The organism is Micromonospora sp. GCM10011542, assembly GCF_042650685.1.
Lineage (GTDB): Bacteria > Actinomycetota > Actinomycetes > Mycobacteriales > Micromonosporaceae > Micromonospora.
The window spans coordinates 41,661-55,054 of sequence record NZ_JBHSBO010000052.1 but is presented as its reverse complement, the minus strand read 5'-3'; the positions used below and the strand labels follow the sequence as shown (position 1 = coordinate 55,054).

Genomic DNA, 13,394 nt, shown 5'->3' with positions numbered 1-13,394 from the left:
GGTGTCCGGCTGGTCCGGTGGTTCCGCCGGGGTGGGTGGCAGCGGCCTCGCGGCCGTGGAGAAGCCGTTCCCGGGTCCGCGCGTCCGGCGAGGAACGCCGGTCAGCGGCCGGGGCCGCGGCGCTCCTTGGGCGGGGTGCCGTGCCGGTCGAGGGCGCGCCGCGACGGGCCGCCGGGAGGCGGCAGCGGACCCTTCAGGGGGTCGTGGCCCCAGTTCATCAGCGAATACCGCCACTTGGTGTCGCGCACGTCGCCGGAGGGGCGTTGGGCCATGTGCCGGTGGACGTAGCCGACGACCTTGCGCATGTGCTTGTAGTCCTCCTCGGACAGGTCGCCGCGCTTGCGGCGCAGCAGGTCGATGATCCTCCGGCCGGACTCGTGCCCGACCGACTCGCCGCCACCCGACTGGCCGCCCTTGTGCCAGCCGACCCGCTTCGACTCGTCGGTCTCCAGCCAGGAGGAGATCTCACCGGGCTTCATGTTCACCGCCTCGGTGAACTCCCGGTACGTGTCCCGGCCGTCGTCATCCCTGCTCACGACGCAACGCCTCCGGTCGGTGGGCCACGTCGCGGCCCGAGTCGTCGTTGCGGATCCGGTACTGCGGCTCGTCCTCCGTGGCATTCACGGCGTGCCCGCGTACGTGCGTCCGGTCGATCAACTTCTCCTTGATCACGCCGTAGGCCCGGCCGCTGTGACTGGCCCAGGAGACGTGGTCACCCTCGCGGAATTCGCTCTGCTCGGCCATAGGCCCTGGCTACCCGTGCTCCACCGGGGAAAACGGGTCCAGCGGTTCGCCGGGCTACGGGGTGATCTCGGCGATCGGCAGTTTGATCTCGAACGGCTCGGCCAGCTCGATCACGTCGGCGCTGTCGGTGACCAACTCGTACTGCCGCTCACCGCCGGGCCCCACGCGGTCGCCGATCCGGTACGCGTAGACGTGCACCGGATCCTGCTCGATGCGCCAGTAGTGCGGGATGCCGGCGGCGGCGTACTCGCCGGGCTTGGCGAACCTGTCGACCCGACGCGTGCCCGGCGAGACGATCTCCACGGCGAGCACCACGTCCGCCGGCCGCAGCAGCGACCGGTCGGAGGGCACGTCGGCGCGGCGTAGCAGGACATCCGGCTGTCGACTGGCGTTGCGATCGAGCGCGACCCCCACCGCTTGGGCGACACGCAGGTCAGCCGGTGCGTGGGAGTGCAACCACAGACCCAGCAGCAATGAAATGTCCTGATGGCCCAGGGTGGGGGAGGGTGTCACCTGGATGACTCCGTCGACGAGTTCGACGCGGGGGGCGTCGTCCGGCAGGGTGAGCAGGTCCTCCACCGTGTAGTCGGCACGCTGCTGCCGCATCGGGTCCGGACACCAGGGGCCAGGTGGTGTCGGAATCGGCTCGGCGCTCACCCGGACAGCGTAACGCCGGTCACGCCGGTGCAGGTCGCACCGCGGGTGCGACCTGCTCAGGCGGGCTTGTCGGTGACGAAGATGGCGGTGCCGGGGAACAGCTTCCCGCGCAGCGGGCTCCACTGCCCCCAGACCCCCTCGTGTCCCGCCGGCCACTCCGGCTCCACGAGGTCCAGCAGCCGGAACCCGGCGCCGACGAGCTCGCGGATCCGGTCGCCGAGGGTGCGGTGCTGCTCGACGTAGGTGGCCACGCCGGACGAGTCCTGCTCGACGTAGGGCGAGCGGTCGAAGTAGGAGTGCACGGCGGTCAGGCCGCCCTCGCCCGGGTCGTCCAGGAAGATCCACCGCATCGGGTGGGTCACCGAGAAGACCCACCGGCCGCCGGGACGCAGCACCCGGTGCACCTCGGCGAGCAGGGCCGCCGAGTCGTCCACGAACGGGATCGCGCCGAACGCCGTGCAGGCCAGGTCGAACGACTCGTCGGCGAACGGCAGGGCCAGCGCGTCGGCCTGCACCAGCGGTACGCGTACCCCGGTGCGGTCGGCGGCCTGGGCGGCGTGGCGCAGCATGCCGGCGGACAGGTCGAAGGCGACCGGCCGGGCGCCCTGCGTGGCCAGCCAGCGGGCGGCGGCCGCGGCGCCGCAGCCCACCTCCAGCACCCGCCGTCCGGGCAGGTCGCCGAGGAGCCGGGCGTCGGCCTCGCGCAGGCCCTCCGGGCACCAGACGAAGTCCACGTCGCCCAGGAAGGCGCCGTGCTCGGCCTGGTAGTCGTCGGCGTCGGTGTCCCACCAGCCACGGTTTGCCCGCCGGGCCTCGGCGTCACCCACCCGGCGCCGGGTCACCCGGCTGTCGTCATCCACGCGCTCACGCTAGGCCCCGCCGGTCGCCGCCGACGCCGTGGGCCGACCGACCCGCCGTGCGGCGGCGGGATCCGGCGGGGGAGGGGGTCACCCGGTCGGGCGATCACCCGGTCGGTGGTAACTCTGGGGCCGCTGTGACGCAGGAGACAGCAGGGGCGCTTTCCGGGCGATTGTTCGGCTTTCGCAGGTCATCGCACGTCGAGCAGACGGGAGGGCTTGCACGCTGTGGTAATGCGCACGGTAGGCTAGACGATGCGCTCGCGGATCGTGTGCCTCGGCAGGGAGCAGGTGCGCGGTCGACGGAGCCACATCATGATCTCACTGGCGATTGTTTGGTGTGCCCGGCGACGGATCCGCTGGCGCGAACAGGTCACCGCGACACCAGCCTGCAGTGACAACCCATCCGACCGGAGCAACCGCCCACATGACGAGCAGCATCGAGGCCCCCTCGAGCGCCACCCGGGTCACCCACGACGATCTCGGTTCCGAGGAGGCTTTCCTCGCCGCGATCGACGAGACCATCAAGTACTTCAACGACGGCGACATTGTCGAAGGCACCGTCGTCAAGGTCGATCGGGACGAGGTCCTGCTCGACATCGGCTACAAGACCGAGGGTGTCATCCCCTCTCGGGAGTTGTCGATCAAGCACGACGTGGACCCCGCCGAAGTTGTGACGGTTGGCGACCACATCGAGGCCCTGGTCCTCCAGAAGGAGGACAAGGAGGGTCGTCTGATCCTCTCCAAGAAGCGGGCGCAGTACGAGCGGGCCTGGGGCACGATCGAGAAGATCAAGGACGAGGACGGCGTCGTCCGCGGTTCGGTCATCGAGGTGGTCAAGGGCGGCCTCATCCTCGACATCGGGCTCCGCGGCTTCCTGCCCGCCTCCCTGGTCGAGATGCGTCGCGTGCGCGACCTGCAGCCGTACGTCGGGCGGGAGCTCGAGGCCAAGATCATCGAGCTGGACAAGAACCGCAACAACGTGGTCCTGTCCCGCCGGGCCTGGCTCGAGCAGACGCAGTCCGAGGTACGCACCGAGTTCCTCAACAAGCTCCAGAAGGGCCAGGTCCGCAAGGGCGTCGTCTCTTCGATCGTCAACTTCGGCGCGTTCGTGGACCTCGGCGGCGTCGACGGTCTGGTGCACGTCTCCGAGCTGTCCTGGAAGCACATCGACCACCCGTCCGAGGTCGTCGAGGTGGGCCAGGAGGTCGAGGTCGAGGTCCTGGACGTCGACCTGGACCGCGAGCGCGTCTCCCTGTCGCTGAAGGCGACCCAGGAGGACCCGTGGCGGCAGTTCGCCCGCACCCACGCGATCCAGCAGATCGTGCCGGGTAAGGTCACCAAGCTGGTGCCGTTCGGCGCCTTCGTCCGGGTGGACGACGGCATCGAGGGCCTGGTCCACATCTCCGAGCTGGCCGAGCGCCACGTGGAGATCCCGGAGCAGGTCGTCCAGGTCGGCTCCGAGGTCATGGTCAAGGTCATCGACATCGACCTCGAGCGTCGCCGGATCTCGCTGTCGCTCAAGCAGGCCAACGAGGGCTTCGTCGAGGGCGAGGAGCACTTCGACCCGACCCTCTACGGCATGGCCGCGACGTACGACGCCGAGGGCAACTACATCTACCCGGAGGGCTTCGACCCGGAGACGGGCGAGTGGCTCGAGGGGTACGACAAGCAGCGCGAGACCTGGGAGAACCAGTACGCCGAGGCCCGTCAGCGTTGGGAGGCCCACACCAAGCAGGTGCAGACCTCTCGCGCCGCCGACGCCGAGGCCGCTGCCAACCCGACCCCGGTCGTCCCGGCCGGTGGCGGCACCACCTCCTCGACCAGCCCGGCCCCGAGCCGGCAGGCCGAGGAGCCGGCCGGCACCCTGGCCACCGACGAGGCGCTCGCCGCTCTGCGGGAGAAGCTCGCCGGCGGTAAGTGACCCGCTGAACGACGAAGGGCCCCGTCCCCGCGATCTTCGGATCGTCGGGGGCGGGGCCTTCGCCGTGCCCGCCCGTCTCGGTGGACCGGGTGGCGCGCGGCGGTTTGCTGGTGGGGTGCGGGATCCGGTTGACTGGGCCGGTGCTGAGGGTGGGGTTGACCGGCGGGATCGGGTCGGGCAAGAGCGCGGTCGCCGCGCGGCTGGTCGAGCGCGGTGCGGTACTGATCGACGCCGACCGGATCGCCCGGGAGGTCGTGGCGCCGGGCACCGAGGGGCTGGCCGAGATCGTCGCCGCGTTCTCCGACCGGGTGCTGACCGCCGACGGCGCGCTGGACCGGGCCGCGCTGGGCGCGGTGGTGTTCAGTGACGAGTCGGCCCGCCGCCGGCTGGAGAAGATCACGCACCCCCGGGTCCGGGCCCGCACCGCCGAGCTGGTCGCCGCCGCGGCCCCGGACGCGATCGTGGTCAACGACGTACCGCTGCTGGTGGAGGTGGGTCTCGCGCCCACGTACCACCTGGTGGTCGTGGTGCAGACGGCGGTGAGCACCCGACTGGAGCGACTGGCCCGCGACCGGGGGATGGACCGCGCGGAGGCCGAGCGGCGGATCGCCGCGCAGGCCGACGACGACCTCCGCCGCACGGCCGCCGACGTGGTCCTCACCAACGACGGGAGCCGCGCGGAGCTGCATGCCGCCGTGGACACGCTGTGGGGTGGGCGGCTGCTGCCCTATGAGCGCAACCTGCGGCAGCGGCGGGTGGTCGAGCCGGGCCGGTCCGACCGGGCCGAGGCCGACCCGGACTGGCCGCAGCAGTACGCCCGGCTGGCCGCCCGGATCCGGCACGCGGTCGCCCCGGCGGACCTGCGGATCGACCACATCGGCTCGACGGCGGTGCCCGGTCTCGTCGCCGAGGACGTCATCGACGTGCAGCTGTCGGTGCCCACCCTCGCCGAAGCCGACGGTCCGCTGGCCGAGCGGCTGGCGAACGCCGGCTTCCCGCGGGTGCCCGGGCAGTGGTGGGACGACCCGCGCCCGGCGGGCGGCGACCGGTGGGAGAAGCGTCTGCACGGCAGCGCCGACCCCGGCCGCCCGGTGCGCCTGCACGTACGCGAGGCCGACTCGCCGGGCTGGCGTTCCGCGCTGCTGATGCGCGACCACCTGCGCGCGGACCCGGGCCAGCGGGCCGCGTACCTGGTGCTCAAGCGGGAGCTGGTCGCCGCGGCGCCGGACGTCGCCGGCTCCGGGACGGCGCGGGACCCGTGGTTCGACGAGGAATACCTGCGGGCCGAGCAGTGGGCCGCGCAGACCGGCTGGCGGCCCTGACCCCTTCCGGGCGGCGCCCCTCGGGGCTCACGGCCGACGGCTCACCCGCTCGTGGACCGGAACCGCGCGGGTGCCAATCGGGGCGGGGGATCAGGACGACGGAGCGCGACCGGTTCCCGCGGGTCGCGGGGCCGCGCCGGGTCGTGCGGCGGTGGCCGGGCGGGGTGCCGCGGCCAGCCGGGGCACCGTGGCGGGGATGAGCTCCAGCTGTGCCCACGCGCCGGCTCCGGTGCGCAGCTCCAGCCGTCGCAGTACCCCGCTCCGGTCGATCCAGTAGCGCACCGGCGTCCGGCCCGCGCTCAGTTCGACCACGTCCACGGTCCGGCCGGCGGTGACGTCCTCGCGTATCCGCATGGCCGAGCCCCGCTGCCCGGACGGGCCGGCGGCGGCCACCGCAGCCTCGATCAGCAGGCTCAGGTCGTCGGCGCCGGGTCGGGAGGACCGCCAGCCCGACGCCGGGGGTGGTAGCGGCGGCCGGTCCGGCGTCTCCGCCGTGCCGCCGCCTCCGGCGTCCGCCGGCACGTCGGCCCGGAGCCAGCCGGTCCGGTCCCGGCGCAGCAGGGTCCGGCGATCCGGTACGCCCAGGTCGGCGACCGCCAGGTACGCGGTGCGGGCCGTCCAACTCAGCCAGCCGGCGCCGCGCAGGTTGGTGTCGACGCCGACCGGCGCGGACAGGGTCAGCATGGCGCCGCCCTCGGCCCGCAGCCGGTCGGGGAGCCGGTCGAGCCGGTCCTGCTCGGTGCCGGACAGCTGGCGGGGCAGCCCCGGCCGGCCACCCAGCGCGTCCACCGGGCGTAGCGTCGGCCGGTCCGCCCGGTTCAGGGTCACGGTCACCGGGCCGACGCCGGGCAGCCGGGTCACCAGCTTGTGCAGCCGGGCGTCCCGGTCGATCCAGTACCGGGTCTGCTCGTCCGGGTCGCCGGCCGCCGCCGGGCCGGTGGCGTTTCCGCTGCTCGGCCCGCCGGCCGTGCCCGAACCGCCGGCGGGCGTGTCGGCACCGCCGGTCGGCGCGGTCGCCGCGCCGTCGGGCGCGGGGCCGGGTAGCGGCGCCCGGAGGACGTCCACCGGGCCGCCGGCGAGGGTTTCCCGGGTGACCCACCGCGCGCCGGCGTCCCGCAGCGCGGCGACCGGCTCCGGACGGTCGGCCGCGAGCCCGAGCAGCAGGCGCAGGACCGGGGCGAGCCCCCGGTCGGGTGGCAGGTCGTGCAGCCGCCAGCGGTCCGGCGGCGGCACCAGCGGCGGTACGGCGGCCGTGGGGACCGCCGCCGGGTCGGGTCGCACCACCAGCACCCGGCCGTTGCTCTGCAGCAGGCCCCGCTCGCTGCCCGCTCCCGGCCCACCCACGTCGAGGTAGAGCAGCGGTCGGGACCAGTCCACCCAGCCGACGAGTTCGGTACGGGCGGCGCCGTCGCCGACCGTGACGCGCACCCCGGTGCGCAGGTCGCGCAGGTTGGTGACCCGCATCGCGGCCAGCCGTTCGCCCTCCGCGACGGTCAGCTCGCGCGTCGGCTCGGGCGGGTCGGGCGCCCAGCTCAGCAGCCCGACCACCAGGGCCGCCGCGGAGGTGACCGCGGCCAGGCCGAGCAGCAGCAGCACCGTGTGCCGGCGGCCGACGGGCGCCGGCCGGCCGCGGGCGTCGCCGGGCGCGTCGGCCCGGCCGGAGGCGCGGGCCGGCCAGCCGGGTCGCGCCGGTCCACCGGACGATGCCGGCGGCCCTGGGCTGCGGTGCCGCCCGGTCGGCGCCGCGCTGCCGTCGACGCGCGCGGCTCCGTCGGTCGACCCCGCGCCGTCGGTCGATCCCGTGCCGTCGGTCGATCCCGTGCCGGCGGTCGACCCCGTGCCGGCGGCGGGCGCGGTGCGGTCGGTCGGCGCTGTGCGATTGGTCTCGGCGCTGCTGGTCTCGACGCTGTCGTGCGGCCGGGACGTGCCCCCGGGCTCGGTGTCGGGTGCCGGATTCGGAGAGGTGTCCACGGGTGGTGAACGGGTGGAGTGGCACCGGGGTGACGAGCAGGGGCGCTCGCGGCGGCCGGTCTGCGCCTGAAGCGCGACCACACGGGTGCGCACGCCGGACGAGCCGGGTGCTGCGACCGCTGTGCCGGGGGCGGGCCGGCCGTGATGACGGCCCGGCCACCTGCCCGGTCGGCCGCCGCGAGCGGCCTACGCGCAGAGCCTAGCCCGGTGACATGTGCCACACAATGGGAATATTGAAGCTGATCACGTACCCGTCGTGACGGCCGATCCTGTCGGACCTCCGGCGTACCGTTGATGTCATGGCGCTCGACATTCCCCGGCTGGACGGCCGCTTCCAGGTCGTCAGTGAGTTCCAGCCGGCCGGTGACCAGCCGGCCGCTATCGACGATCTGGAGCGTCGGGTTCGGCGCGGCGACCGCAACACGGTGCTGCTCGGCGCGACCGGCACCGGCAAGAGCGCCACCACCGCGTGGCTGATCGAGCGGTTGCAGCGACCGACCCTGGTGCTCGCCCCCAACAAGACGCTCTGCGCGCAGCTGGCCAAGGAGTTCAGCGAGCTGCTGCCGCACAACGCCGTCGAATACTTCGTCTCGTACTACGACTACTACCAGCCCGAGGCGTACATCCCGCAGACCGACACCTACATCGAGAAGGACTCCTCGATCAACGAGGAGGTCGAGCGGCTGCGGCACTCCGCGACGATGTCGCTGCTCACCCGCCGCGACGTGATCGTGGTGGCGACGGTGTCGGCGATCTACGGCCTGGGCACCCCGGAGGAGTACCTCGACCGGGCGGTCCGGGTCGCGGTGGGTCAGGAGCTCGACCGCGACCAGCTGCTGCGCCGCCTGGTCGACATTCAGTACACCCGCAACGACATGGCCTTCAACCGGGGCACCTTCCGCGTCCGCGGCGACACGCTGGAGATCATCCCGGCGTACGAGGAGCTGGCCGTCCGCATCGAGATGTTCGGCGACGAGGTGGAGAAGCTCTACTACCTCAACCCGCTCACCGGCGATGTGGTCAAGGAGGTCGACCAGCTGGTCATCTTCCCGGCCACCCACTACGCGGCCGGCCCCGAGCGGATGGAGCGGGCGATCCGCGACATCGAGGTCGAGCTGGCGGAGCGGCTGGCCGAGCTGGAGCGGCAGGGCAAGCTGCTGGAGGCCCAGCGGCTGCGGATGCGCACCACCTACGACATCGAGATGATGCGGCAGGTCGGCTTCTGCTCCGGCATCGAGAACTACTCAATGCACATGGACGGGCGGCTGCCGGGCAGCCCGCCGCACTGTCTGCTCGACTACTTCCCGGACGACTTCCTCACCGTGGTCGACGAGTCGCACGTGACCATCCCGCAGATCGGCGGCATGTACGAGGGCGACGCCTCCCGCAAGCGGATGCTGATCGACCACGGCTTCCGGCTGCCCAGCGCCGCCGACAACCGGCCGCTGCGCTTCGACGAGTTCCTGGAGCGGGTCGGCCAGATGGTCTACCTCTCGGCCACCCCCGGCCCCTGGGAGCTGGAGCAGGCGCAGGGTGAGTTCGTCGAGCAGGTGATCCGCCCCACCGGCTTGATCGACCCGGAGGTCGTGATCAAGCCGACCAAGGGGCAGATCGACGACCTGATGCACGAGATCAAGCTGCGTACCGAGCGCGACGAGCGGGTGCTGGTCACCACGCTGACCAAGAAGATGGCCGAGGATCTCTCCGACTACCTGCTGGAGAACGGCATCCGGGTGCGCTACCTGCACTCGGAGGTGGACACGCTGCGCCGGGTGGAGCTGCTGCGCGAGCTGCGCAAGGGCGACTACGACGTGCTGGTCGGCATCAACCTGCTCCGCGAGGGCCTCGACCTGCCCGAGGTGTCCCTCGTCGCGATCCTGGACGCCGACAAGGAGGGCTTCCTGCGCAGTGGCCGGTCGCTGATCCAGACCATCGGTCGGGCCGCGCGTAACGTCTCCGGCCAGGTGCACATGTACGCCGACAAGATCACCCCGTCGATGGCGGCCGCGATCGACGAGACCGACCGGCGTCGGGCCAAGCAGATCGCGCACAACGAGGCCAACGGGATCAGCCCGGAGCCGCTGCGTAAGAAGATCCACGACATCCTGGACGACATCTACCGCGAGGCCGAGGACACGGAGAACTCCCGGGTCGGCGGTGCGGTACGCCAGCTGTCCCGGGGCAAGGCACCGGTCAAGGAGACCCGCAGCCGCAGCCGGGCCGCCGCGACAACCACCTCACGAGAGGGGATGGCCCGGGCCGACCTGGCTCAGCTCATCCAGGAGCTCAACGACCAGATGCTGGCCGCCGCCCGCGAGCTGCAGTTCGAGCTGGCGGCGCGGATCCGCGACGAGGTCGCCGACCTGAAGAAGGAACTGCGCGGAATGGATGCCGCCGGCGTGAAGTAACGGCCCCACCGGGGAAAAACACCAGGTGCCGGCGGGTTCGCCCGCCGCCCGTCCCCCGCAGCTGGTTGCAGTGTGCGAGCGTGCTATTGCACTGGGTGACCGTGCTGCGTAGTCTCCCTCGGTGGGGAGGCTGGCATGCCAACGAGTCCTGTCATCCGCCGCGCGCGGCTCGGCGCCGAGCTGCGCCAGCTGCGCCGGCGCGAGGCGCTGACCCTGGAGCAGGTGTGTGACCGGCTGGGCTGGGCCTCGACGTCGAAGCTGTCCCGCATCGAGCTGGGTCAGAGCCGACCGGACCTCGCCGACGTGCTGGACCTGCTGGACATCTACCAGGTGCCGCCGCCGACCCGCGACGCGCTGATCGTCATCGCACGGGACGCGGCCACCAGCCGTGGCTGGTGGAAGGCCCTGGGCGAGATGGGTGAGCGGCAGCGCACCTACGCCGAATTGGAGGCGGGCGCGGCGAGCATCGTCGAGTACCAACCTGCCGTCGTGCCGGGGCTGCTCCAGACGCCCGCGTACGCCCGGGCCCGGGTGGCCGCCGCCGCCGTGCTCGCCCCGGAGGTCGACGTGGACGCCGAGGTGCGTGCCCGGGCGCTGCGCCAGGAGGTGCTGCGCCGGGTCGACCCGCCCCGCTACACGGCACTGCTCGCGGAGGCGGCCTGCGACCCCGGCGACGTGTCGGCCGCGATGTGGCGCGAGCAGCTGCGGCACCTGGTCACCCTGAGCGGGCTGGCGAACGTGACGCTGCGGCTACTGCCGCGCGGCGCGGCCGGGGCACCGCACCCGCTCACCCCGTACTCCTGCTACGCCTTTCCGGACCCCGCCGATCCGCGCACGGTGATGCTGGAGGCGTTGACCACCGACGTCCGGCTGGCCACGACGGTCGACGTCGACCGGTACCAGCGGCTGACCGAGGCGCTGCTGGCCGCGGCGCTGTCACCGGAGGAGACGGTCACGGCCCTGGCCCGACGCGCCGGCGAGTGACCGGCGCCGGCCCCGCTGGGTGGCCGGTGGCGACGTACGAGGGGCGGCAGGGCCGGTGCCGCGCGGCCACCGGGCCCGGCGCCCCCGAGCCCGTCGGGACCGGCGGCCGGCGCGTGCGGTGGGCACGATAGCGGCGGGGTACGACAGCCGCGCTCAGGCCGCCACGTCGAGGAAGTGCTCGACCCGGGGCGGTCCCGCGAAGTGCGGCCCGATCAGCGCACGCCACTGCTGGAATCGCTCGGTGGCCCGGAAGTTCTCCTCGTGCGCCTCGACCGAGTCCCATTCCACCAGCAGCACGAACCGCGACGGGGACTCGACGCCCCGGGTCATCCGTACCGACCGGCAGCCGGGCGTGCCGGCGAGCACCGGGTGGCCCTCGGCGTACGCGGCGGCGAACGCGTCCTCGTGTCCGGGCAGTACGTCGATCAGCGCGACCTCAAGCACCATGCCGGAAGCCTCCCACGGCCGGTCTGTCCCTCGGTGTCCTGGGGGTCTGTTCGGGTGCGCGCGGCGGCTCTAGGGTGGGTGCCCGGGAGGGACTGTGATCATCGACTGGCTCACCGGCACCGCGTTCCGCGTGGCCGGCAGCGGCACCACGTGGGCGGAGGTGCTGGGGTTCCTCACCGGCGTCGTCAACGTCTGGCTGGTGGCGCGGCAGCGGATCGCGAACTGGCCGGTGGGCATCGCCAACGTGCTGCTGCTGATGCTGCTGTTCTGGACCGCCGGCCTGTACGCCGACGCCGGGCTCCAGGTCGTCTACGTCGCGTTGGGCTGCTACGGCTGGTGGCACTGGCTGTTCGGCGGCGAGCGGCGGACCCGGCTCACGGTCAGCCGGACCGGGCGGCGGGAGTGGTTGGCGCTGGCCGTCGTCGGGGTGCTGCTCACCGGCGCGCTCTGGGCCCTGCTGGACCGGGCCACCGACTCCACCGTGCCGCTGCCGGACGCGCTGACCACGACGCTGTCCCTGCTGGCCACCTACGGGCAGACCCGCAAGCGGGTGGAGAGCTGGTGGCTCTGGATCGCCGCCGACCTGATCTACATCCCGCTGTACGCGTACAAGGGACTGCACCTGACCGCCGCCCTGTACCTGGTGTTCCTCGCCCTCTGCGTGCTCGGGCTGCGCGCCTGGCGGGCCGACCTGCGCCGGGCCGCCCGGCCGGCCCCGGTCGCGCCCGGCCCGGCCCCGGTCGCCACGTGACCGCCCGGACGCCCGGCCTTCCGCCGACGGTCCCGCGGGCGTCGGAGCCGGAGTTCCGGCACGGGATGGTGGTGGGGAAGTTCTACCCGCCGCACGCCGGCCACCACGCGTTGATCGCGGCCGCCGCCGCCCGCTGCGCCACGGTCACCGTGGTCGTGGCGCCCTCGCGCCGGGAGTCCATCCCGCTCGCGGCGCGGTTGGACTGGCTGCGGGGGTGCACGCGGACACCCCGTGGGTCCGGTTCGTCGGCCGGTACGACGACCACCTCGTGGACTACGCCGACCCGGCGGTCTGGGACGCGCACTGCGCGGTGTTCCGGGAGGCGGTGGGACCCGGGCCGGTGGACGCGGTCTTCTCCTCGGAGGCGTACGGGGCGGAGTTGGCCCGCCGCTTCGACGCCGTACCGGTGTCGGTGGATCCGGACCGGCGCACCGTGCCCGTCTCGGGCACCGCCGTGCGCGCGGACCCGGCGGGGCACTGGCCCTTCCTGAGCCCACCGGTCCGCGCGTGGTTCGTCCGTCAGGTGGTCGTGGTCGGCGCCGAGTCGACCGGCACCACCACGATGGCCGCCGCGCTCGCGGCGCACTACCGCACCTCCTGGGTGCCGGAGTACGGCCGGGAGTTGACCGCCCGCAAGCTCGACCGGCTACGCGAACGCTCACCCGGAGCGACCGTGTTCGACGTCACCTGGGACCGGGACGACTTCCGCGCGGTGGTCCGCGAGCAGCAGGCCGCCGAGGACGCGGCGGCCCGGTCGTCCGGTCCGCTGCTGTTCTGCGACACCGACGCGCGTGCCACTGCCGTGTGGGAGGAGCGCTACCTCGGCAGCGCTTCGCCGGAGGTACGGGCTGCCGCCCGCCGGCCGGCGCTGTACCTGCTGACCGATCACCGCGACGTGCCGTTCACCGACGACGGGCTGCGCGACGGTGAGCACCTGCGGGCCTGGATGACCGGGCGGTTCCGCGACGAGCTGGTCGGGTGCGGGGTGCCGGTGGTGGAGCTGACCGGCCCGCACGAGCAGCGGCTGGCCCGCGCGGTGGGAGCCTGCGACGCGCTGCTCGCCGCGGGCTGGGCGCTGGCCGAGCCGCTGCTGGCGCCCGACACGCTAGCCTCCTAGGACGGCGTACGGGCTGTGGCACGGACCGTATTCCCGGTCGGCGGGGTGGGCGGTGCCACCGGCTGCCCGGCGTGCGATCACGGGGCGTGGTGGGGGAGAATGGCGACCGAGGAGGGGAGTATTCCCCCGCGACGGAGTCGTCAGCACGGTCGACCGCCGGTTCCCCGGTGGCGCGACCCGGCCCCGTTGGTCGCCGTCCCGCGTGCGTGCGG

13 protein-coding genes are annotated in these 13,394 nt (G+C 73.3%); 6 read left to right on the top strand and 7 right to left on the bottom strand.

The features are described from left to right. Window positions 1-101 precede the first annotated feature (101 nt). Genes ACFOW4_RS19855 through ACFOW4_RS19840 form a run of 4 tightly spaced genes read right to left on the bottom strand, consistent with a single transcriptional unit; the run spans window position 102 to window position 2,261 of the window. Window positions 102-536 carry a DUF3140 domain-containing protein gene (locus ACFOW4_RS19855; protein WP_377529834.1) on the bottom strand — a complete coding sequence of 145 codons (435 nt, stop codon included), beginning with the start codon at window positions 534-536 and terminating at the stop codon, window positions 102-104. Next, window positions 523-744, bottom strand: a complete 222-nt coding sequence (locus ACFOW4_RS19850; RefSeq protein WP_377529833.1) for a DUF2945 domain-containing protein — start codon at window positions 742-744, stop codon at window positions 523-525. The genes ACFOW4_RS19855 and ACFOW4_RS19850 overlap by 14 nt, the downstream gene beginning before the upstream one ends. Before the next feature lie 54 nt (window positions 745-798). Next, complete coding sequence (locus ACFOW4_RS19845; RefSeq protein ID WP_377529831.1) at window positions 799-1,401, bottom strand: Uma2 family endonuclease; 603 nt, start codon at window positions 1,399-1,401, stop codon at window positions 799-801. Between the two features lie 56 nt (window positions 1,402-1,457). Then, window positions 1,458-2,261: a class I SAM-dependent methyltransferase gene (locus ACFOW4_RS19840; protein WP_377529830.1), complete on the bottom strand. Its 804-nt coding sequence runs from the start codon at window positions 2,259-2,261 to the stop codon at window positions 1,458-1,460. A gap of 424 nt (window positions 2,262-2,685) precedes the next feature. Between ACFOW4_RS19840 and rpsA the strand changes: the two genes are divergently transcribed. Together rpsA and coaE are read left to right on the top strand one after the other, a co-directional pair. After that, window positions 2,686-4,182, top strand: a complete 1,497-nt coding sequence (rpsA, locus tag ACFOW4_RS19835; RefSeq protein WP_377529828.1) for a 30S ribosomal protein S1 — start codon at window positions 2,686-2,688, stop codon at window positions 4,180-4,182. A 140-nt stretch (window positions 4,183-4,322) separates the two neighbouring features. Beyond that, entirely contained in the window at window positions 4,323-5,504 is a 1,182-nt protein-coding gene (gene coaE, locus ACFOW4_RS19830; RefSeq protein ID WP_377529826.1) for a dephospho-CoA kinase, read from the top strand. Window positions 5,505-5,594: 90 nt separating this feature from the next. On the opposite strand, the gene ACFOW4_RS19825 is transcribed toward coaE, so the two are convergent. Then, entirely contained in the window at window positions 5,595-7,475 is a 1,881-nt protein-coding gene (locus ACFOW4_RS19825; protein ID WP_377529824.1) for a hypothetical protein, read from the bottom strand. A 299-nt stretch (window positions 7,476-7,774) separates the two neighbouring features. Between ACFOW4_RS19825 and uvrB the strand changes: the two genes are divergently transcribed. Together uvrB and ACFOW4_RS19815 are read left to right on the top strand one after the other, a co-directional pair. Beyond that, a complete protein-coding gene (gene uvrB, locus ACFOW4_RS19820) occupies window positions 7,775-9,883 on the top strand; it encodes an excinuclease ABC subunit UvrB (protein WP_377529823.1) in 2,109 nt (702 codons plus the stop codon). Window positions 9,884-10,018: 135 nt separating this feature from the next. Then, entirely contained in the window at window positions 10,019-10,867 is an 849-nt protein-coding gene (locus ACFOW4_RS19815) for a helix-turn-helix domain-containing protein (protein ID WP_377529821.1), read from the top strand. A gap of 153 nt (window positions 10,868-11,020) precedes the next feature. Here ACFOW4_RS19815 and ACFOW4_RS19810 read toward each other — a convergent pair whose 3' ends face one another. Then, window positions 11,021-11,314, bottom strand: a complete 294-nt coding sequence (locus tag ACFOW4_RS19810; RefSeq protein WP_377529820.1) for an antibiotic biosynthesis monooxygenase family protein — start codon at window positions 11,312-11,314, stop codon at window positions 11,021-11,023. 94 nt (window positions 11,315-11,408) lie between these two features. Between ACFOW4_RS19810 and pnuC the strand changes: the two genes are divergently transcribed. Beyond that, window positions 11,409-12,065, top strand: a complete 657-nt coding sequence (gene pnuC / locus ACFOW4_RS19805; RefSeq protein ID WP_377529818.1) for a nicotinamide riboside transporter PnuC — start codon at window positions 11,409-11,411, stop codon at window positions 12,063-12,065. An 82-nt stretch (window positions 12,066-12,147) separates the two neighbouring features. On the opposite strand, the gene ACFOW4_RS19800 is transcribed toward pnuC, so the two are convergent. Beyond that, the gene (locus ACFOW4_RS19800; RefSeq protein WP_377529817.1) at window positions 12,148-12,285 is read right to left on the bottom strand and encodes a hypothetical protein; all 138 of its coding nucleotides are present in this window, start codon (window positions 12,283-12,285) and stop codon (window positions 12,148-12,150) included. On the opposite strand from ACFOW4_RS19800, the gene ACFOW4_RS19795 reads away from it, so the two are divergent. Beyond that, window positions 12,280-13,182 (top strand): AAA family ATPase, encoded by a 903-nt coding sequence (locus tag ACFOW4_RS19795; protein WP_377529815.1) that lies wholly within the window; start codon window positions 12,280-12,282, stop codon window positions 13,180-13,182. The two genes, ACFOW4_RS19800 and ACFOW4_RS19795, sit on opposite strands and share 6 nt — an antisense overlap. Window positions 13,183-13,394 lie beyond the last annotated feature (212 nt).